Source organism: Streptosporangium sp. NBC_01639 (assembly GCF_045209755.1).
Taxonomy (GTDB): Bacteria; Actinomycetota; Actinomycetes; order Streptosporangiales; family Streptosporangiaceae; genus Streptosporangium.
Window position 1 is genome coordinate 1824811 of the sequence record NZ_CP109272.1, and the last position, 19684, is coordinate 1844494.

Annotated in this window: 19 protein-coding genes; 14 read left to right on the forward strand and 5 right to left on the reverse strand. The window is 71.0% G+C overall.

Going from position 1 to position 19684, the window contains the following annotated elements:
- The first annotated feature begins 28 nt into the window (after nt 1-28).
- Nucleotides 29-1267 carry a bifunctional adenosylcobinamide kinase/adenosylcobinamide-phosphate guanylyltransferase gene (locus tag OHA77_RS08110; RefSeq protein ID WP_406317161.1) on the forward strand — a complete coding sequence of 413 codons (1239 nt, stop codon included), beginning with the start codon at nt 29-31 and terminating at the stop codon, nt 1265-1267.
- An 83-nt stretch (nt 1268-1350) separates the two neighbouring features.
- A complete protein-coding gene (locus tag OHA77_RS08115) occupies nt 1351-2307 on the forward strand; it encodes an adenosylcobinamide-GDP ribazoletransferase (protein ID WP_406317163.1) in 957 nt (318 codons plus the stop codon).
- Nucleotides 2308-2365: 58 nt separating this feature from the next.
- Here OHA77_RS08115 and OHA77_RS08120 read toward each other — a convergent pair whose 3' ends face one another.
- From OHA77_RS08120 to OHA77_RS08130, 3 genes are all read right to left on the reverse strand, one after another.
- On the reverse strand, nt 2366-3289 hold the full coding sequence (locus tag OHA77_RS08120; protein ID WP_406317164.1) for a CPBP family intramembrane glutamic endopeptidase: 924 nt from the start codon (nt 3287-3289) through the stop codon (nt 2366-2368).
- A gap of 114 nt (nt 3290-3403) precedes the next feature.
- A complete protein-coding gene (locus OHA77_RS08125; RefSeq protein WP_406317165.1) occupies nt 3404-4381 on the reverse strand; it encodes a hypothetical protein in 978 nt (325 codons plus the stop codon).
- Between the two features lie 53 nt (nt 4382-4434).
- Entirely contained in the window at nt 4435-4782 is a 348-nt protein-coding gene (locus OHA77_RS08130) for a GntR family transcriptional regulator (RefSeq protein ID WP_184757372.1), read from the reverse strand.
- Between the two features lie 125 nt (nt 4783-4907).
- Between OHA77_RS08130 and OHA77_RS08135 the strand changes: the two genes are divergently transcribed.
- The 9 genes from OHA77_RS08135 (at nt 4908) to OHA77_RS08175 (ending at nt 14715) form a co-directional block, all read left to right on the forward strand.
- Entirely contained in the window at nt 4908-6395 is a 1488-nt protein-coding gene (locus OHA77_RS08135) for a leucyl aminopeptidase (protein ID WP_406317167.1), read from the forward strand.
- Between the two features lie 191 nt (nt 6396-6586).
- The gene (lpdA, locus tag OHA77_RS08140) at nt 6587-7966 is read left to right on the forward strand and encodes a dihydrolipoyl dehydrogenase (RefSeq protein WP_326821249.1); all 1380 of its coding nucleotides are present in this window, start codon (nt 6587-6589) and stop codon (nt 7964-7966) included.
- A 37-nt stretch (nt 7967-8003) separates the two neighbouring features.
- On the forward strand, nt 8004-9455 hold the full coding sequence (gene sucB, locus OHA77_RS08145) for a 2-oxoglutarate dehydrogenase, E2 component, dihydrolipoamide succinyltransferase (RefSeq protein ID WP_406317169.1): 1452 nt from the start codon (nt 8004-8006) through the stop codon (nt 9453-9455).
- 167 nt (nt 9456-9622) lie between these two features.
- On the forward strand, nt 9623-10519 hold the full coding sequence (locus OHA77_RS08150) for a TIGR01777 family oxidoreductase (RefSeq protein ID WP_406317170.1): 897 nt from the start codon (nt 9623-9625) through the stop codon (nt 10517-10519).
- Nucleotides 10520-10557: 38 nt separating this feature from the next.
- A complete protein-coding gene (locus OHA77_RS08155; protein WP_406317171.1) occupies nt 10558-11295 on the forward strand; it encodes a Type 1 glutamine amidotransferase-like domain-containing protein in 738 nt (245 codons plus the stop codon).
- A gap of 28 nt (nt 11296-11323) precedes the next feature.
- Nucleotides 11324-12001 (forward strand): lipoyl(octanoyl) transferase LipB, encoded by a 678-nt coding sequence (gene lipB, locus OHA77_RS08160; protein WP_406317173.1) that lies wholly within the window; start codon nt 11324-11326, stop codon nt 11999-12001.
- Between the two features lie 131 nt (nt 12002-12132).
- On the forward strand, nt 12133-13062 hold the full coding sequence (gene lipA / locus OHA77_RS08165; RefSeq protein ID WP_326821244.1) for a lipoyl synthase: 930 nt from the start codon (nt 12133-12135) through the stop codon (nt 13060-13062).
- Between the two features lie 172 nt (nt 13063-13234).
- Complete coding sequence (locus OHA77_RS08170; protein ID WP_326821243.1) at nt 13235-13915, forward strand: DUF4191 domain-containing protein; 681 nt, start codon at nt 13235-13237, stop codon at nt 13913-13915.
- The gene (locus OHA77_RS08175; RefSeq protein WP_406317175.1) at nt 13915-14715 is read left to right on the forward strand and encodes a class I SAM-dependent methyltransferase; all 801 of its coding nucleotides are present in this window, start codon (nt 13915-13917) and stop codon (nt 14713-14715) included. Before OHA77_RS08170 ends, OHA77_RS08175 begins: the two co-directional genes overlap by 1 nt.
- 87 nt (nt 14716-14802) lie before the next feature.
- On the opposite strand, the gene OHA77_RS08180 is transcribed toward OHA77_RS08175, so the two are convergent.
- On the reverse strand, nt 14803-15267 hold the full coding sequence (locus OHA77_RS08180) for an RDD family protein (RefSeq protein ID WP_326821241.1): 465 nt from the start codon (nt 15265-15267) through the stop codon (nt 14803-14805).
- Between the two features lie 127 nt (nt 15268-15394).
- On the opposite strand from OHA77_RS08180, the gene OHA77_RS08185 reads away from it, so the two are divergent.
- Both OHA77_RS08185 and glnA read left to right on the forward strand, forming a co-directional pair.
- The gene (locus OHA77_RS08185) at nt 15395-16405 is read left to right on the forward strand and encodes a hypothetical protein (protein ID WP_406317176.1); all 1011 of its coding nucleotides are present in this window, start codon (nt 15395-15397) and stop codon (nt 16403-16405) included.
- 297 nt (nt 16406-16702) lie between these two features.
- Entirely contained in the window at nt 16703-18127 is a 1425-nt protein-coding gene (glnA, locus tag OHA77_RS08190; RefSeq protein WP_326821239.1) for a type I glutamate--ammonia ligase, read from the forward strand.
- A 153-nt stretch (nt 18128-18280) separates the two neighbouring features.
- Here the strand turns inward: glnA and OHA77_RS08195 are convergent, their stop codons facing one another.
- Nucleotides 18281-18943, reverse strand: a complete 663-nt coding sequence (locus tag OHA77_RS08195) for a TetR/AcrR family transcriptional regulator (protein ID WP_406317178.1) — start codon at nt 18941-18943, stop codon at nt 18281-18283.
- A gap of 142 nt (nt 18944-19085) precedes the next feature.
- Here OHA77_RS08195 and OHA77_RS08200 point away from each other — a divergent pair, with 142 nt between their 5' ends.
- Nucleotides 19086-19493: a Dabb family protein gene (locus tag OHA77_RS08200; protein ID WP_406317180.1), complete on the forward strand. Its 408-nt coding sequence runs from the start codon at nt 19086-19088 to the stop codon at nt 19491-19493.
- Nucleotides 19494-19684 lie beyond the last annotated feature (191 nt).

The following is a 19684-nucleotide window of genomic DNA, read 5'->3' on the forward strand; positions in this document are numbered from 1 at the left end:
GGCGGAACCCCGCCCCTACGCTGAAGCGGTGAAGGTCCTGATCTCCGGAACGGCGGCCGGCGACGGCTGGCCCGCGCCGGGCTGCGAGTGCGCCTCCTGCACGCGGCTCGCCCCCGGCCACCGCCGCCCCACCGACGTCGTCCTCACCGATCCCGCGCCGCCCCCGCCCACCGGACCCACTCCCGGCCTCACACGGCTCCCGCCCACCGGCCCCATCCCCGACGCACCTGTACAGCCCGCACCCGCCGGGCCCACCTCCGACGGACCCGTACGGCTCCCGCCCGCAGGTCCCCTCCCACCCGGGTACCGGACCTCGACCGGCCCCGACGGCCTCACCCTCACCGCTCCCAGCGGGGAACGGATCCTCTACGCGGCCCCCCTCCCCTCCCCTCCCCCTGGCCGGTACGGCGAGCGGACCGGGCGGGGGCCGTCCTCGGCATCCACGGAGGACTCCCCGGACCCGGCGTACACGAAGGGCGCTCCAGACCCGGCGCCCGCGGAGGACGCGCGGTCCACGTACGGGCTGGTGCTGATGGACGTGCTCGACCGGCCGGAGCGGCTGGGGGATCTGCGCCGCCGCGGCGTGGTCGGCGAGCGGACCCACGTCGTGGCCGTGGACATCGACCACCGGGTGCCGACGGAGGCGGAGCTGGCCCGCCGGGCCGCGTTCTGGGGGGTGCGGGCCGTACCGGACGGGACGGTCCTCGACACCGACGGGCCCGTGCCCGCCCCGCCCACGCGGCCGCGGCGCACCCTGGTCCTGGGCGGGACCCGTTCCGGCAAGTCGGCCGAGGCCGAGCTCCGACTGGCCGCCGAGCCCGAGGTCCTCTACGTCGCGACCGGGCCGTCCGGCGACGGTGACGCCGAATGGGGCCGACGGGTCCGGGCGCACCGGGAGCGCCGGCCCGCCCACTGGGGCACGGCCGAGACCACCGACCTGGCCGGACTGCTCCGGGCCGCCGAGATTCCGATGCTGATCGACGGGCTCGGCACCTGGATCGCCGCGGTCTTCGACGCGTGCGACGCCTGGAGCGGGGACGGCCGGGAGGCGGTCACGGCCCGGTGCGACGAGTTGGTCGCCGCCTGGCGGCAGGTCCGGGTACCGGTCGTCGCGGTCTCCGACGAGGTCGGGCTCGGCGTGGTGCCCGCCACCTCCAGCGGCCGGATGTTCCGCGACGCCCTGGGTCGCCTGAACCAGCGGCTGGCGCTCGAATCCGAGGACGTCGCGCTGGTGGTGGCGGGCCGCGTCCTCCCCCTGCCCGTCTGACTGCCCGTCTGACTGCCCGTCTGAGTGCCCGTCCGGACGGGCACCCGGCCCGCGGGCGGGTGCACGGGCTACGCTCGTCGACCGTGTCTGGAACGCCGCCTTCGGAGAGCCCGTCCACGTTCGCCGACGGGGTGCGTCTCGCGATCGGCACGCTGAGCGTGTTCCCGGTCCGCCCCGGGGTGGTCGACCGCAGGGCCGCGGGGATCGCGATGACGGCCGCCCCGTTCGTCGGAGCGCTGATCGGAGTCGTCGCCGGGGCCGTGCTCGCGGTGGCGCTCCGGCTGGGGGTGACGCCGCTCCCCGCGTCGGTGCTGGCCGTGGCGGCGCTGGCACTGCTCACCCGGGGACTGCACCTGGACGGACTGGCCGACCTGGCCGACGGGCTGGGCAGCGGCCGACCGGCCGGACCAGCACTGGACATCATGAAAAAGTCCGATATCGGGCCGTTCGGCGTCGTGACGCTGGTCCTCACCCTGCTGGTCCAGGTGGCGACGCTGGCGGAGGTCACCGCGGCCGGGATGGGCCCGGCCGCGGTGGTCGTCGCCTGCGCGACGGGAAGACTGGCGCTCACCTGGGCCTGCCGCGCGGGCGTCCCCTCCGCCCGTCCCGGGGGGCTCGGCTCGATGGTCGCGGGCACCGTACGGCGAGGCCCCGCGCTCGCCGTGACGGCGTTCGTGCTCGCCGGGACGGTCGCGTGGGCGCTCCTGCACTTCACCGGGGTCTTGGAGCCGTGGCTCGCGGGGGCGACGTCACCGTTCCCGTCGCCCGGTGAATACCGGATCACCGCCGGGATCGGCGACCTCGACGCTTTCGAGACCACCGGGTCCTTCCCGACGGACGGCCTGCTCCTGCGGTGGAATGAGACGGCCACGGTGATCTGGGGCCTGCCCGCTGCCGTCCTGGCGGGGTTGACGGCCGCGTGGGCCCTGCGGCGCAGGGCGGTACGGCGGCTGGGCGGGATCACCGGCGACGTGCTCGGCGCCCTCGTCGAGGTCGCCACGGCCACCGTGCTGGTGGTGTGCGCGATGGCCGTGGGCTGATCGGGTGGCCGCTGTCGAGCCACCGGTCCCGGACGACGAGACCCCTGGGAAACCCAGGTCAGACGGCGACCGGATCGGGCCGCCGGACCGGCCGGAACCGGAACAGCGCGGCGGCGACCACGGCCAGCAGCGCCGAGCCGACCAGGCCGGTGATCCCGGCGACGACGAGGTTCGGCGGGTGGGCGGCGTCGCCCACGAGCAGGATGATGCTCCCTGACGCGTTCAGCGCGCCGTGGCCGATGACGGCGGGCCAGATGCTGCCGGAGCGGAGACGGAGCCAGCCGAGCAGGGCCCCGTAGGCCACGCAGAAGACGACGAACATGGGTGCCGCCCACGCGCCGAGCTGGGGGTAGTTGTAGCCGCGCAGGGTGAGCGGGGCGTGCCAGGCGCCCCAGATCACCCCGGAGACCAGCAGTGCCCGCGAGGTGCCCAGTGGCATCAGGCGCGGCAGGAGCCAGCCCCGCCAGCCCCACTCCTCACCGAACGCCGCGATCGAGTTGATCAGCGGGGCGATCAGGAGGGCGGCCGCGAGCTGCACGGCGGCCAGCGTCGCGGGGTCCATCCCGGGTGGCTGCCCCCCGGGGCCTGCGGCCAGGGCCGCGCGGAACAGGCTGAGCCCGTCGAGATCGACGGCGAGCAGGCCGAGGGCGGCGCTGAGCGCGATCGCCACGACGACCAGCAGCGGAGTGCCGAGCCAGGCCAGCGCCATGAGGGCGAACGTGCCGCCCCGGCTCTCACCGAAGGTCAGGCCGGTCCGCCGGGCCCACTCACGCCGGGTGGTCCGGGGCTCTTCCCGCCGCCTGCCGTACAGCCGGACGGCGAGGACGCCGAGTGCGGGGGTGAACATCATCACGCCGCCGAACAATGTGATCAGCGGGGAGCCGAGCGGGACGTCGGTCAGCCAGATGGGGAGGGCGACCAGCCAGGACAGGCCGAACGCGGCGAGCAGGAACAGCCGGAGGTCGGAGGAACGACGTGACATGACGCAACCTTCGAAAACGTCGGGGAGCGGGAGAGGGACCGGCCCGTCCCGAGAACGGGAGCGGGCGGGGCGGGCAGGGGCCGGGACCGGGCAGCAGGCCGGGGACGCGGCGGGTCACGAACCGGAGCGCTCGGCGATGTAGGCGTTCAGGAGGGCCGCGCCGCGCTCGGCGTCGTCGGCGGAGACGGCGAACACGCCTCCCCCGGTACGCCGGATGACCAGGTGGTCACCGCCGCGCAGCATGACCGTCATCCGGCCTGTGCCGGGCAGACCGCGCAGGCCCCAGCCCCCGACCTGGGTGGGGAGGCGCTCCTCCGCCCAGGCCGACTCGATCTTGCCGATCGGGACGCGGTAGGCGAGCCGGCCGAGCGGGCCGAAGCCGACGCGCAGACCGCCGCCGTCGACCCGGACGCCGACCGAACTCGTGGCGAATCCCAGCAGGGTCACCACCAGCAGGGGGATGAGGATGCCCCAGGCCGATCGGCCGGCCGGCACGCCCACCGCGTAGAGCCCGCCCACGGCCACGGTGGCCACCAGGGCCACGGTGGAGGCACCGACCAGCCAGGGGTTGGAGACGCGTCCCACCCAGACCGCGCGCTGTCCCGGCCGCAGCCGCATGGCCGCGGTCTCCGTGTGGTCGCGGGGCCGGTCGGGCTCTCCCCTGCCGAGATAGCCCGCCAGCACGCCGACCGCGACGGCGGCGCCGATCACGGCGGCGATCAGCGGGCCGGGCAGCGCGGCCTGACGCCAGTCGGCGACGTCCAGGTTCGCATAAAGGATGGAGCCCGTCACGCCGAGGGCGAGCACCGCCCAGCCGAAGAGGAAGGCCCACCAGTGGACACGCCCCAGCCGGGTGCGCCAGGCCGCGCCACGGAACGCTGCGCCGAGCAGGAGGGCCCAGGCCACCAGCCAGAGGGCCAGGCCGAACGCGAGGTTGCCGGCGAAGGACATGGCCTGGTCGGCGGTGGATCCGTTCCAGTGCGTCGCCAGCGGTTCGGGCAGGCGGTCGCGCAGCACGAGGGGGACGGCGGCCAGCAGGGCGGTGACGAGCGCGCCCCAGACCACGGCGACGGTGCGGCCTCGGGCGGCCATGTCACCTCCTTCTTCTCGGGTGTCATGTGCGGGCGGCAGCCGTACGGGCCGGGTCATGACAACTCCCTGATGATGTGGATGACTTCTTCGGGGCCGTAGCCGTACCGGTCGGCCTCGGCGAGCAGCTCGCGCGCCGCCTCCTCCAGCACCACGCGGGCGTCGGGCCGGCTGAGCACGCTGACGCCCCGCCCGCGGCGGAACTCCAGCAGGCCCTCGTCGCGCAGTTCACGCAGCGCGCGCAGCACGGTGTTGGCGTTGATTCCCAGCGCGTCCGCCAGATCCCGGGCGGGCGGCAGCCGGTCTCCGGGCGCGTAGGAGCCGTCGGCGATGGCACGCCGGATCGTCCCGGAGACCTGCTCGTGGAGCGGCCGGGGGTCGTTCAGATCCAAAGTGAGCAACATGATGCTACTTACACTAGCACCATGGTTAAGATGGTGCTAGTCGCATTGGTTTCATCGGGAGCCTAAAATTCGTAGGACGAACCCGCGTTTATGCGTACTGCCAAAGCCGACTAGCATCAGGCGACGTGACCACTGTGCGGCTGAACTCAACTGACAACGCTGTCTCGTTTGATACCGACGCGCTGGTCGTCGGCGTCCATACCGGTCCGGACGGCCCCCGCCCCGCTCCGGGGGCCGAGAGCCTGGACGAGGCGCTCGGCGGCAGGCTCGCCGCGACGCTCGGCGCGATGGGCGTCAAGGGCAAAGTGGGCGAGATCGCCAAGCTTCCGACCTTCGGCGCGCTGACCGCCCCGCTGCTGGCCGTCGTCGGCCTCGGCGACGCCCCCGAGGGCGGCTACGACCCCGAGACGCTGCGCCGCGCCGCCGGTACGGCCACCCGGGCCCTCGCGGGGACCTCCCGCGTCGCGCTCGCCCTGCCCGCCGCGGACGCCGAGCGCGCCGGAGCCGTCGCCCTGGGCGGCCTGCTCGGCGCCTACACCTTCACCACCTACCGGACCACCGGTGAGCAGACCGCCCCGGTGGCCGAGCTGACCGTGCTGAGCGCCGCCGACGGCGCCCAGGCCGCGATCGAGCGCGCCACCACCCTGGCCGAGTCGGTCACCCTCGTCCGCGACCTGGTCAACACCCCGCCCTCGGACCTGTGGCCGGCCCGCTTCGCCGAGATCGCCGAGCAGACCGGCTCGAAGGCGGGCCTGTCGGTGGAGGTCCTGGACGAGGACGCGCTCAAGGAGCAGGGCTTCGGCGGCATCGTCGCGGTGGGCCAGGGATCGGCCAGGCCGCCGCGCCTGGTCCGCCTCGCCTACAACCACCCGGAGGCCACCAAGACGCTCGCGTTCGTCGGCAAGGGCATCACCTTCGACTCGGGCGGCCTGTCGCTCAAGCCGTCGGCCGCGATGGACTGGATGAAGTCGGACATGGGCGGCGCGGGGGCGGTCTTCGGCTCGCTCGTCGCGATCGCCAAGCTGGGTCTCAAGGTCAACGCGGTCGGTTACCTCTGCCTGGCGGAGAACATGCCCAGCGGCACCGCCCAGCGCCCCTCCGACGTCTTCACCAGCTACGCGGGCAAGACCGTCGAGGTGCTCGACACCGACGCGGAGGGCCGCCTGGTCCTGATCGACGGCATAGCCCGCGCCGGTCAGGACAACCCCGACGTGATCGTGGACATCGCCACGCTCACCGGCGCGCAGATCGTGGCGCTGGGCTGGCGTACGGCCGGCGTCATGGCCAACGACGACGAGCTCCGCGAGGAGGTCGTCCTGGCCGCCGGCGAGCAGGGCGAGGCCGCCTGGGGCATGCCCCTGCCGGAGGAGCTCCGCAAGGGGCTCGACTCTCCTGTCGCCGACATCGCCAACCTCCACCCGGAGCGCTTCGGCGGCATGCTGACGGCCGCCATCTTCCTGCGCGAATTCGTGCCGGAAGGAGTCCGCTGGGCACACATCGACATGGCAGGCCCCGCCTTCAACAAGGGCGAACCGCACGGCTACACCCCGAAGGGCGGCACCGGGGCGATCACCCGGACCCTCGTCGGCCTCGCCGAGCGCTACGCGGGCTGACGCCGTGCAAGCGGGTCACGTACGACATGGACAGATGAAAAGATGCGGTTGCCGGGGCCGGACCCCGGCGGTGCGGCGAGCCGTCCCGGGGGAGTGCATGGAGACGAGAACGGTCTCCACGGACGTCCGGCCCGGGTACGGAGCGGGCGCGGCCGCGAAGACGGTATTCCAATCTGACAAGGAGCTTTCCTGTGGCTGATGGCAGCGGCCCCTACGACATCGTGGTCCTGGGGGGCGGTAGCGGTGGGTATGCCTGCGCCCTGCGGGCGGCCGAACTGGGCAAGACGGTCGCGCTGATCGAGAAGGACAAGATCGGCGGCACCTGTCTGCACCGGGGATGCATCCCCACCAAGACCCTTCTGCACTCGGCGGAGGTGGCCGACGAGACGCGGGAGAGCGCGGCGTTCGGCGTCAAGGCCCGGTTCGAGGGCATCGACATGGACGGCGTCCACGCGTTCAAGGACAAGATCGTCACCCGCGCCTGGAAGGGCGTGCAGGGCCTGCTCAAGAGCAAGGGCATCACGATCGTCGAGGGCGAGGGCCGGCTCACCGGCCCGAACCGGGTCACCGTGGGCTCCGACGTCTACGAGGGCCGCAACATCGTGCTGGCGACGGGCTCGGCGCCCCGGTCGCTGCCCGGCCTGGACATCGACGGCGAGCGGGTCATCACCAGCGAGCACGCGCTCAAGCTCGACCGGGTGCCGACCTCGGTCATCGTGCTGGGCGGCGGCGTCATCGGCGTGGAGTTCGCCAGCGTGTGGCGCTCCTTCGGCGCCGAGGTGACGATCGTCGAGGCCCTGCCGCACCTGCTCCCGCTGGAGGAGGAGTCGAGCTCCAAGCTGCTGGAGCGCTCCTTCCGCCGCCGCGGCATCAAGCAGGAGCTGGGCGTCTTCTTCGAGGGCGTCAAGAGCACCGAAACCGGCGTGGTCGTCACACTCGCCAACGGCAAGACCCTCGACGCCGAGCTGCTGCTCGTCGCCGTCGGCCGTGGCGCCGTCTCCACGGGCATGGGCTTCGAGGAGGCGGGCATCGCGATCGAGCGGGGCACCGTCACCGTCGACGAGTTCTGCCAGACCAGCGTGCCGGGCGTGTACGCGGTCGGCGACCTGATCCCGACCCTGCAGCTCGCCCACGCGGGCTTCGCCGAGGGCATCCTGGTGGCCGAGCACATCGCCGGGCTCAACCCGGTGCCGATCGACTACGACGGCGTGCCGCGGATCACCTACTCCGATCCCGAGGTCGCGTCGGTGGGCATCACCTCCGCCCAGGCCCGCGAGCGTGGTCACGAGATCGTCGAGTTCACCTACGACCTCGCCGGCAACCCCAAGAGCCAGATCCTGCAGACCCAGGGCGCGGTGAAGGTCATCACCGCGAAGGACGGCCCGGTGCTCGGTGTGCACATGGTCGGCCGTCGCGTCGGTGAGCTCGTGACCGAGGGTCAGCTCATCTACAACTGGGAGGCACTCCCCTCCGAGGTCGCGCAGCTCATCCACGCGCACCCCACCCAGTCCGAGGCCGTCGGCGAGGCGATGCTCGCCCTCGCAGGCAAGCCCCTGCACGTCCACAACTGATACCAGCCCTCACTCGGAACGCGAGAGAAGACACCCCATGCCGAAGTCCGTACAGATGCCCCAGCTCGGCGAGAGCGTCACCGAGGGCACCGTCACCCGCTGGCTGAAGAAGGAAGGCGAGCGCGTCGAGGCCGACGAGCCGCTCCTCGAAGTCTCCACCGACAAGGTCGACACCGAGATCCCGTCGCCGGCCGCGGGCATCCTCACCAAGATCGTCGTCGCCGAGGACGAGACCGTCGAGGTCGGCGCCGAACTGGCCGTCATCGACGAGAACGGCACCGAGGGCGCGGCTTCGGCCCCGGCCCAGGAGGCCGCTCCCGAGCCGGCCCCCGAGCCGGCCCAGCCGATCTCCTCGATCCCGCAGCCCGCCCCCCAGGCCGCCGCCCCGGCTCCGGCCCCCCAGGCTCCCGCCCCGGCACCGGCCCCACAGGCTCCCGCTCCGCAGGCCCCGGCCCCGCAGGCTCAGGCCCCGGCCCCGCAGGCCCCGGCTGCCCAGGCCCCCGCCGCGACCCCGGCGTCGGGCGACAGCCCGTACGTCACCCCGCTGGTGCGCAAGCTCGCCGGCGAGCACAACGTCGACCTCGACGCGCTGAACGGCACCGGCGTCGGCGGCCGCATCCGCAAGCAGGACGTGCTCGAGGCCGCCCGCAACCATCGCGAGCAGGCCGCCGCGCAGGCGCCGGCCCCCCAGGCCGCCGCCCAGGCTCCGGCCCAGGCGTCCGCCCCGGCCCAGGCCCCCGAGCCGGTCGCGGTGGACACCACGCTGCGCGGCCGTACCGAGAAGATGTCGCGCCTGCGTCAGACCATCGCCAAGCGCATGGTCGAATCGCTGCAGGTCTCGGCCCAGCTCACCAGCGTGGTCGAGGTCGACGTCACCAAGATCGCGCGGCTGCGCGACCGGGCGAAGGGCGAGTTCCAGCGGCGTGAGGGCGTCAAGCTCTCGTTCATGCCGTTCTTCGCCCTCGCCGCGATCGAGGCGCTCAAGCAGCACCCGAAGCTGAACGCCACGATCAACAGCGCGACCAACGAGGTCACCTACTTCGACGCCGAGCACCTCGGTTTCGCGACGGACACCGAGCGCGGCCTGGTCGTTCCGGTGATCAAGGACGCGGGCGACCTCAACATCGCCGGCCTCGCCCGTAAGATCGCCGACCTGGCCGAGCGGACCCGCACCAACAAGGTGAGCCCGGACGAGCTCGGCGGCGGCACGTTCACGCTGACCAACACCGGCAGCCGGGGCGCGCTGTTCGACACGCCGATCCTCAACCAGCCGCAGGTCGGCATGCTGGGCACCGGTGTGGTCGTCAAGCGCCCGATCGTCGTGGACACCGCCGATGGCGAGGTCATCGCCGTCCGCTCGATGGTGTACCTCGCGCTCAGCTACGACCACCGCCTGGTCGACGGCGCCGACGCCGCCCGCTTCCTGACGACGATCAAGCGTCGCCTGGAGGAGGGCCGCTTCGAGAACCAGCTGGGTCTCAACGGCTAGTCACCGTTCCGTCCCGCCGGGCCGGTCCGCGTTCCGCGGGCCGGCCCGGTCCGTTCCCGCTCTCCGTCCTTTCCGTGTCACCTTTCGCGGGCGTCTTCCGCTCCGGGCGCGTCCGGTGACCGCCGGGCTCCCGAAGATCGCAGGGGAGGTCGACTAGATTGGACGGTATGGCGATCATCGTGACCGGATCCTCGGGCCTGCTTGGATCGGCTCTGGTCAAGGCTCTGCGGGCCGACGGCACCCGGGTGGTCAGGTTGGTACGGCGGGCGCCGAAGGGCGCCGACGAGTCGTTCTGGAACCCGGGAAAGGGGCTCATCGACCCGGCGGCCCTGCAGGGCGCGCAGGCGGTGGTCCACCTCGCCGGAGCGGGGATCGGCGACCGGCGCTGGAGCGACGACGTCAAGCGCGAACTGGTCCGCAGCCGGGTCGAGGGGACCAGGACGCTCGCGAAGGCGCTGGTGGAGCTGCCGGACCGGCCTCCGACGCTGCTGTCCGCGTCGGCGATCGGCTACTACGGCGACACCGGGGACCGCGAGGTCGACGAGACGGCGCCGCCGGGCGAGGGATTCCTCGCCCAGGAGGTGGTGGTGCCCTGGGAGGCCGCGACGGCACCCGCCGAGGAGGCCGGCATCCGGGTGGCCCGGCTCCGCACCGGCCTGGTGCTGAGCGGCGAGGGCGGCATGCTGGCGAAGATCCTGCCGATCTTCAAGCTGGGGCTGGGCGCGCCCCTGGGATCGGGGAGGCAGTACTGGTCGTGGATCTCGATCGACGACTGGGTGCACGCCGTACTGCGCATCCTGGACGATCCGGAGATCTCGGGCCCGGTCAACCTCACCGCCCCGCAGCCGGTCACCAACGCGGAGTTCACCAAGGCGCTCGGAGAGGCCCTGCACCGGCCCACCATGCCGATCGCCGTGCCCGGGTTCGCGCTGCGCACGGCCATCGGCGGGTTCGCCGAGGAAGGGGTGCTGACCGGGCAACGGGTGCTGCCCCGGCGCCTCCTGGAGTCTGGCCACGCGTTCCGGCATACGCGTCTCAACGAGGCGCTGGCCGCCGTACTCTAGGGTCCCTGTTTCCACCAAAGCCGTCGAAGAGGTCACGTATGCGCAGTTCCGGGCAGTCTCACATCCTTGCCATCGGGGGTGGCTCGTTCCGTCCGTCCGAGCGCCACGGGTTCATAGAGGCGAGCCCGCTGCTGCGGTACGCCCTTGACCTGACCGGCCAGGACCGGCCGAAGCTGGGCCTGCTCGCCACCGCCCTGGGCGACGACTCCGACTGGCTGCTGAAGATGTACGGAGCGTTCCGCGACTGGGACGTGGAGGTCAGCCATCTGACCGTGTTCTCCATGCCCAACGTCGAGGATCCCCGCGAGTGGATCCTGAGCCAGGACGTCATCTACGTCAGCGGCGGCAGCGTGGCCAACCTGGCGGCGCTGTGGCGGCTGCACGGCCTGGACGAGGCGTTCGAGGAGGCGTGGCAGGCGGGCGTGGTGCTGTCCGGGCAGAGCGCCGGGGCGCTCTGCTGGCACGTGGGCGGCAACACCGACTCCTTCGGGCCGACCCTGCGGACGTGGGCGGACGGGCTCGGGCTGCTTCCGCACTCCTGTGGCGTTCATTACAATTCCGACCCGCAGCGCCGCGCGCTGCTGCACGAGGCGGTGGCCTCGGGTGAGCTGCCCGACGGCTACGCCGCCGACGAGGGCGTCGCCCTGCACTATGTGGGCACCGAGTTCATCCAGGCCGTCACCGTCGATCCGAAGGGCTACGCCTACCGGATCGAGCACGACGGAACGGGCGGGGTGAAGGAGTTCCGCATCGAGCCTCGACTTCTCACGGCATGACCACGAGCGGGTCAACTACTCTTGATACGTGAGTGACCTGGCGATCGTCCGTCTTGGCGTTGACTTCCCCTATGAGCAGGCCTGGGATCTCCAGCGGCGGATCCACGCCCGCCGGGTGGCCGGCGAGATTCCCGACACCTGCCTGCTGCTCGAACACGCGCCGGTCTACACGGCCGGCAAGCGCACCGCCCCGAGCGAACGGCCCACCGACGGTACCCCGGTCATCGACGTCGACCGGGGTGGCCGGATCACCTGGCACGGTCCCGGCCAGCTCGTGGGCTACCCGATCGTCGGACTGGGTGAGCGGCTGGACGTGATCTCCTACGTCCGCCTCCTGGAGGACACGCTCATCCGTGTCTGCGCCGACTTCGGGGTGCAGGCCGGACGGGTGGCGGGACGCAGCGGCGTCTGGGTGGCCGGCGACCCCTCGCACGGCCTGCCCGACCGGAAGGTCGGCGCGATCGGCATCCGGGTGGCGCGAGGGGTCACCATGCACGGGTTCTCGCTCAACTGCTCCAACGACCCGAGCTGGTACAACCGGATCGTCCCGTGCGGGATCAGCGACGCCGGGGTCTCCTCGCTGTCGGCCGAGACCGGCCGCAGGATCGTGGTCGACGAGGTCATGCCGTACGCCGAGAAGCATCTGGCCGAGGCGCTCGACGCGCAGTCCTTCGAGCTTCCGGAGGAGGACCTCTTCCGGCGCTGAGCGGCGCCCGGAGCGCCCCACCCCCGCGCACGGCCATGCTCCGGCGGGACATAAGCTGGGGCGGTGAGCGAGCGTAGCGAGCGAGCGAATAGACAAGGCATCTCGGTCCCGCGACCGACGAGGGAGGTCGCATGACCGTGGCTCCGGAAGGCCGGAAACTTCTCCGCCTGGAGGTCCGCAACGCCGAGACCCCCATCGAGAAGAAGCCCGAGTGGATCAAGACCAAGTTCAGGACCGGTCCCAACCACACCGAGCTGCGCGCACTGGTCAAACGGGAGGGCCTGCACACCGTCTGCCAGGAGGCCGGATGTCCCAACATCTCGGAGTGCTGGGAGGACCGCGAGGCCACCTTCCTCATCGGCGGCGACCAGTGCACCAGGCGATGTGACTTCTGCCAGATCGACACCGGCAAGCCCAAGGCGTACGACACCGACGAGCCGCGGCGAGTGGCGGAGTCGGTCCAGCAGATGGGCCTCAACTACGCGACCGTGACCGGCGTCGCCCGTGACGACCTGCCCGACGGTGGCGCGTGGCTGTACGCCGAGACCGCCAGGCAGATCCACGCGCTGCTGCCCGGCTGCGGCGTCGAACTGCTGGTGCCCGACTTCAACGGCGACGAGGACCAGCTCCAGGAGGTCTTCTCCGCCGCACCCGAGGTCTTCGCGCACAACGTCGAGACCGTGCCGCGGATCTTCAAGCGGATCCGTCCCGGATTCCGTTACGAGCGGTCCCTGGGTGTGATCACCAAGGCGCGCGAGGCGGGGCTGGTGACCAAGTCCAACCTGATCCTCGGCATGGGCGAGGACCGCGAGGAGGTCGTCCAGGCGATGCGCGACCTGCACGAGGCCGGCTGCGACCTGCTGACCGTCACGCAGTATCTGCGGCCCACCCCGCGCCACCACCCGGTGGACCGCTGGGTGAAGCCCGAGGAGTTCGTGGAGCTCCAGAAGGAGGCCGAGGCCATCGGTTTCGCCGGTGTCCTGTCCGGCCCGCTGGTCCGCTCCTCCTACCGGGCCGGCCGCCTCTACAAGCAGGCCATCGAGGCCCGTCAGCACGCCTGACGTCCACCTCGGCCATGGGCCCCGCGCTGACGCGCGGGGCCCATGGCGTTTTCCCGGTGGACCGGACCTCACCGGCCGGCGCTGTGTGAATCGTCACATCACCCGCCGGACCGCTGGTACGCGGTAGGTCACGTTTTCATTTCTTGACCCCTGGATTTGTATCCTTCGGAGTATGGCCAAGAAGCCCGAAGACCCAGAGCGCCCGGGGCGCATCAAGCAACTCCGTATGGTCGCGCAGATCGTCAAGGAGGTTAACCCCAAGGGGATGCCGATCGTCTACGCGTCGGCACTTGGCACGCTCGCGCTGTGCATCGTGATCGGCCTGGTCACCGGCTGGTTCTGGTACCTGCTCTTCATCGGGGTCATGCTGGCTCTCACCGTGGGGCTGGTGGTGTTCGGGCAGATCGCCCAGAGGTCGCAGTATTCGATGCTGCACGGCCAGCTCGGCGCCGCCGCCTCGATCCTGCAGGGAATGCGCGGCAACTGGGAGGTCACTCCTGCCGTCGCGCTCAACCGTGACCAGGACCTCGTGCACCGGGTGGTCGGTTTCCCCGGCATCGTCCTGGTCTCCGAGGGGCCGGGCAGCCGCGTGCAGAAGATGCTGGTCGCCGAGAAGAAGCGCGTCCAGCGGGTCGCGCTCGACGTCCCGGTCTACGACATCCAGTCCGGTGACGGTGAGGGGCAGATCCCGCTCGCCAAGCTGCAGCGCCACCTGATGAAGCTGCCGCGCAACCTCAAGAAGCCCGCGGTCTATGAGATCAACAACCGGCTCAAGGCCCTCCCCCAGACGGTGCAGATGCCCAAGGGCCCGCTGCCGCGCGGGGCGAGAATGCCCCGGCCGAAGATGCGCTGATGGATCTCGCAGGAGTCGAGCGGCGCCAGGTGGACGCCGCCGGCACCTCGCGGGCCAACCGCGGCTGGTGGGACGGCGCCGCCGACGAATACCAGGCCGAGCACGGAGACTTCCTCCGTGACTCCGGCTTCGTCTGGTGCCCGGAGGGCCTCGACGAAGCCGACGCCCGCCTGCTGGGCGACGTCGCGGGCAGAGACGTCCTGGAGATCGGCTGCGGGGCGGGGCAGTGCGGGCGGTGGCTGGCCGGGCAGGGAGCCAGGGTCGTGGCTTTCGACCTGTCCTTCCGCCAGCTCCAGCACTCCCGCCGGATCGACTTCGGTGGCGGCTCGCCGCTCCCGGTGGTCCAGGCCGACGCCGAGGTCCTGCCCTTCGCCGACGAGGCGTTCGACCTGGTCTGCTCGGCCTTCGGCGCGCTGCCGTTCGTGGCCGACGTGCCGGCCGTCCTCACCGAGGCCCGCCGGGTGCTGCGCCCCGGCGGACGCCTCGTCTTCTCGGTCAGCCACCCGGTCCGCTGGGCCTTCCCCGACGATCCGGGCCCCCGCGGACTGACCGCCGACCGCTCCTATTTCGACCGCTCGCCGTACGTGGAGATCGGCGACGACGGGCGGCCCTCCTACGTCGAGCACCACCGCACGATGGCCGACTGGATCGGGCACATCGTCGGCTCGGGTCTGACGCTCACCGCTCTGGTGGAGCCGGAGTGGCCCGACGGTCACGACCGCGAGTGGGGCGGCTGGAGTCCGCTGCGCGGCCGGCACCTGCCCGGCACCGCGATCTTCACCTGCGTGCGACCGGCCTGACGTCCACTCTGCCCTGACGTCCGCTCCGCCCTGAGGGACTCCGTCCGAGCGGGCAGGAGGGGCCGCCTCGCCCTCCTGGGGAGGGGCTCAGAGTCGCACGACCACGGTGTTCGCCGCGCGGTCGTGCAGGCCGCGCTGGTCGCGGTCCCAGATGAGCGCCGGTACGGCCAGGCAGAGCAGCAGGGTCCGCACCAGCACCGCGACGAGGCCGGGACGACCGCCGCCGAGCGCGGCGACCCGGATGTTGAGCAACCGCATGCCGAAGGTCATGCCCATGGTGCCCACCAGCAGGATGTTGGCCGCGGCGAAGATCGCAAGCGGCACCCAGCCCTGCTCGGCCGCGTTCACCCGCAGGAGTCCCTGGGCGATGGCCCAGGTGCAGATCAGCCAGTCGATCACGATGGCGCCGATCCGGCGGCCGAACCCCGCCACCGCTCCACTGCCCTGCCGGGGCAGTCCGAGTTGCTCCCCGGGGTAGCCCAGGTCGACTCCGGCCGACCGGACGCCGCCGAGCCAGGTCTGGGTCCAACGGGGTTGCTGCCTGCTGCTCATTGTTAAACGGTATCTGCCCCGGAGGGCGCCCCCGCATCCGCCCGAGCCCGCTACCCGGATCATGCGAAAGCCGTGGATCATGTGCATCACCCTTCTCTTCAAGCACATTTCCCGGAGAACCCCCCAAATGTCTGACATAGATGACATCGACCAGCGTTTCAACGCGCTCACCGCTCAGATCAGCCAGGACGAGCGTCAGAGGATGGCCAGCTCCGCCGCCCGGGGGCAGACGCGCCCGCTGCGGCGCGGTCGCCGCCGGAGGCTGCGGATCGCAGCGGTCATCGCGGTCGCCGTGCTGGCGGGCACCGGGCTGACCGTCACCTACCGGCCCGATCTCGTCGATGGGATCCACACGGGACTCACCGGAGTGGACGGCGGCATGAATCTCGGCGCGATCCCCGAGGAGACCATGCCGGTGGACGTGAAACCGGTGGAACTCTCCCCCTTCTACGGCTCACCCGCCGAGAAGTACGCCGAGGGCGCCAAGGGCCTGGTGATGCCGGAGGCCAAGGCGATGGGCGGGCTGAGCCGCAAGGAGGTGTCCGCCGCGCTGGAACGGGCCGGGAAACTGCTTGCGGCCTCGCATCTGGATCGCGGAGTGCTGATGGGCGGCCGGCCGAAGAAGCTGCTCGCCCTGCTGGAGGCCGAGCAGCGGGAGTGGTTCGCCAGGAATCTCGACCGCAGTGGGAAGAGCAGGACGGACAGCCGGCCATGGGTGACCAGTCTCGCCCCCGGAACAGCCGAACTCGCCGTCAAGGCCATCAAGGTGAACGGCGAAACGCGGCTGTCCGTCTTCCGCGACCACGGCAGGAGGATCGTCCGCATCAAGGTGAACTACCTGTTCGTGTACGCGATCCGGCGGCCGGGACAGCCGGCCACCACGATGCGGCTCGTCGCGCACAGCGTGGGCACACTGGAGGCGTGGAAGGACAGCGGCCGGCTGCGGTTCTGGGTGGCGCAGTGGAACAGCGGCGGCACGACTCCGGCCCGGTGCGACGTCGACGACGGCTTCGTCCACCCCTTCTACTCCGACTCGGAGACTGACGAAAAGGCCGCAGCGGCCACCGGCGCCCCCACGGATCCCTACTCCCGCGAGGAGACGCACGGCGAAGGCTGTCAGCTGGCGTCCCGGACCTGAGATCCGAGCGGCCCCGGGCGTGAGATCCGGGTGGCCAGGATGTGAGATCCAGGTCGGGCCGGACGTGAGACGCGGACGGCCCGGCCAGAGGATTCGGGCGGCTCCGGACATAGGGCGCAGGCAGCCCCAGGCGTAAGAGTCGGGCAAAAGACCGCCTTTCATGCCTCGGTCCACCGGATCGCAAGGCTAACGTGGAGGCTGCTTTCCCTTAACACGAGTGAAACAAACGAGACACGGGGCGGTAACGGCACAGGCCTACCTTCGGCTCTGATAGCCCGTGCCCCTTGGGAGGTTCGCGTGTTCAACTCCGCCGACGACGTCCTGAAGTTCATCAAGGATGAAGGGGTGCAGTTCGTCGATGTCAGGTTCACCGACCTGCCGGGGACGACGCACCACTTCACTTTCCCCACGGAGAACTTCGGTGCGAGCGTCTTCACCGACGGTCTCATGTTCGACGGTTCGTCGATCCGTGGCTTCCAGGCCATCCACGAGTCGGACATGCTCCTGCTGCCCGACCCGTCCACGGCCGTGCTGGACCCGTTCCGGCAGCACAAGACGCTCAACATCAACTTCTTCGTGCACGACCCGCTGACCGGTGAGGCCTACAGCCGCGACCCGCGCAACGTCGCCCGCAAGGCCGAGGAGTATCTCAAGGGCACCGGCATCGCCGACACGGTCTACTTCGGTCCCGAGGCCGAGTTCTACATCTTCGACGACGTGCGGTTCGAGACCAGCGCGCACTCGAGCTACTACCACATCGACTCGATCGAGGGTGCCTGGAACACTGGCAAGGCCCAGGACGGCGGCAACCTCGGTTACAAGCCGCGCTACAAGGGCGGCTACTTCCCGGTCCCGCCGATGGACCACTTCACCGACCTGCGTTCGGAGATGGTCCGCCGGCTGATCGACGCCGGCGTCGAGGTGGAGATGCAGCACCACGAGGTGGGCACGGCCGGTCAGGCCGAGATCGACTTCAGGTTCAACACGCTGCTCAAGGCCGCCGACACCCTGATGCTGTACAAGTACATCGTCAAGAGCACGGCGCTGGAGCACGGCCACACGGTCACCTTCATGCCCAAGCCGCTCTTCGGTGACAATGGCTCCGGCATGCACTGCCACCAGTCGCTCTGGAAGGACGGCGAGCCGCTCTTCTACGACGAGGTCGGCTACGCGGGCCTGTCCGACACCGCCCGCTACTACATCGGCGGCCTGCTCAAGCACGCCCCGTCGCTGCTCGCCTTCACCAACCCGACGGTGAACTCCTACCACCGCCTGGTCCCCGGCTACGAGGCCCCGGTCAACCTGGTCTACTCCCAGCGCAACCGCTCGGCGTGCATCCGCATCCCGATCACGGGCTCCAACCCGAAGGCCAAGCGCATCGAGTTCCGCGTGCCGGACCCGTCCTGCAACCCGTACTTCGCCTTCGCCGCCCAGCTCATGGCCGGCATCGACGGCATCCGCAACAAGATCGAGCCGGTCGAGCCGGTCGACAAGGACCTCTACGAGCTTCCTCCGGAGGAGGCGCGCAACATCCCGCAGGTCCCGGGCTCGCTGCCGGACGTGCTCGCCGCCCTTGAGGCCGACCACGAATACCTGCTGGAGGGCGGCGTGTTCACGCCGGACCTGATCGAGACCTGGATCGCCTACAAGCGCGAGAACGAGGTCGACCCGATCCGCCTGCGTCCGCACCCGCACGAGTTCGAGCTCTACTACGACGTCTGAGCCGATGAGCCGCTGATCCGCCGGGGGCCGCACAGGGCATTCAGGCGTTCTCGCGAAGGCCGTCGACCGTCCCTCCGCTGAGGGCACGCTCGACGGCCTTTCGTCTGCGTTCCTCCCGGCCGCGCACCGGCCCGACCGGTCACGGGGCCGAGGTCAGCCGGCCTGGTCGGCCGCCGTCCCGTACGCCCGTAGGAAGGTGTCGACCGCGGCCTGCGCCACGGTGCGCGTCTCGGCGGCGGAGACCTTGCGGGTGCCCAGCCCGGAACGCGCCTCCATCGGACCGGTGAGCAGCGCCAGGAACTGCTCCGCGGCCTGCGCCGGGTCGCACGACCGTACGCGCCCGGACAGCGAGAGCCGTGCCAGCCGGTCCGCCAACGCCTCGCCGAGCCGGTTCGAGGTGCGCCCCTGGACGACCTCGATGATGTCGGGGAAACGCGCGACCTGCGCATAGGTCAGCCACCGCAGCGCACGGGAGCGCTCGCTGCAGCACACCTGGAGCATGCGGTACCCCACGTCCTCCATGGTCGCGCGCAGGTCGTCACCGGGGTCACGCAGCCGCTCGACGACGGCGAGGTTCTCTGCCATCACCGCGTCGGCCGCGGCCTCCATCGCATGCCGGAACAGGTTCTCCTTGTCGCCGAGGTGGTTGTAGACCGTCAGCTTGGCGACGCCTGCCTCTTCGGCGATCTCCTGTACGCAGGCCTGCGAGTAACCCTTTCGGGCGAAAACCGCGAAAGCGGCATCCAGGATCGCCTGCCGCTTGTCGATACGCCCTCTTGAGGCCGTCCGCCCGGCCGAGGTTGTCACTCCCGTCACCCTCGCACTGTAACCGTTCCCGCAGGTGATCTGAACCGGGTGGTCCATTTCTACGAACCTGCTTGTCCTTACCTAACCAGATCATTACAGTGAACCGACAAGTTCAATTCAAGACCCACCAACGGGTACGAGGGAAGCATCCATGATTGTCAACATCTTGCGCTTCAGCTTCAAAGACGGAACCACGGAGGAGAAGAAGGCCGAAGTGCTGGCGGCGATGAGACGTACGGCGGCCGTCGAGTCGGTGTCGTTCTCGACCGTCGGCCAGGATCTCGGCGACCCCGCCGAGGGCTACACCCACGCGTACTGCGCGGCGGTCGAGGACCTGGCGGCACTGGAGCGCTACCTGTACGACCAGGTTCACCTCGACGGCGATTCCGGGATCCTCCCCCACTTCGCGAGGCTCTCGGCGGTCCGCCTGTCGGATGACGCGGATCCCGAACTGAACGAAAAGATCATGAAGATGCACCTGAAGAAGGTCGCGACCTATCCGGAGTGGGGCCGGCTTCTCGAGGCGATCCCCAACGGGCAGATCTCAACCTCCGCATGATCGCCTGACGTCGCGGCACACGGGCGGAGGGAGCGCGACGGGAGCGCCGTCGCGCTCAGCCGGCCCGGCACGCGGACCGAGCGGTTGCCTGTCGCCGGGACGCGGGAGCCCCCGGCGACGGGGTGACCGGACGGACGGCGGACGGGGCGGACGGCGAACGGACAGATGGCGAAACGGGGTGAGCGGCGGAC

What these genes read in the sequence shown, in the direction of transcription:
- OHA77_RS08120 (WP_406317164.1), bottom strand. Translation starts at nt 3,289, where the DNA reads ATGTCACGTCGTTCCTCCGACCTCCGGCTGTTCCTGCTCGCCGCGTTC.
- OHA77_RS08125 (WP_406317165.1), bottom strand. Translation starts at nt 4,381, where the DNA reads ATGGCCGCCCGAGGCCGCACCGTCGCCGTGGTCTGGGGCGCGCTCGTC.
- OHA77_RS08130 (WP_184757372.1), bottom strand. Translation starts at nt 4,782, where the DNA reads ATGTTGCTCACTTTGGATCTGAACGACCCCCGGCCGCTCCACGAGCAG.
- sucB (WP_406317169.1), top strand. Translation starts at nt 8,004, where the DNA reads ATGCCGAAGTCCGTACAGATGCCCCAGCTCGGCGAGAGCGTCACCGAG.
- OHA77_RS08150 (WP_406317170.1), top strand. Translation starts at nt 9,623, where the DNA reads ATGGCGATCATCGTGACCGGATCCTCGGGCCTGCTTGGATCGGCTCTG.
- OHA77_RS08155 (WP_406317171.1), top strand. Translation starts at nt 10,558, where the DNA reads ATGCGCAGTTCCGGGCAGTCTCACATCCTTGCCATCGGGGGTGGCTCG.
- lipA (WP_326821244.1), top strand. Translation starts at nt 12,133, where the DNA reads ATGACCGTGGCTCCGGAAGGCCGGAAACTTCTCCGCCTGGAGGTCCGC.
- OHA77_RS08170 (WP_326821243.1), top strand. Translation starts at nt 13,235, where the DNA reads ATGGCCAAGAAGCCCGAAGACCCAGAGCGCCCGGGGCGCATCAAGCAA.
- OHA77_RS08175 (WP_406317175.1), top strand. Translation starts at nt 13,915, where the DNA reads ATGGATCTCGCAGGAGTCGAGCGGCGCCAGGTGGACGCCGCCGGCACC.
- OHA77_RS08180 (WP_326821241.1), bottom strand. Translation starts at nt 15,267, where the DNA reads ATGAGCAGCAGGCAGCAACCCCGTTGGACCCAGACCTGGCTCGGCGGC.
- OHA77_RS08185 (WP_406317176.1), top strand. Translation starts at nt 15,395, where the DNA reads ATGTCTGACATAGATGACATCGACCAGCGTTTCAACGCGCTCACCGCT.
- OHA77_RS08200 (WP_406317180.1), top strand. Translation starts at nt 19,086, where the DNA reads ATGATTGTCAACATCTTGCGCTTCAGCTTCAAAGACGGAACCACGGAG.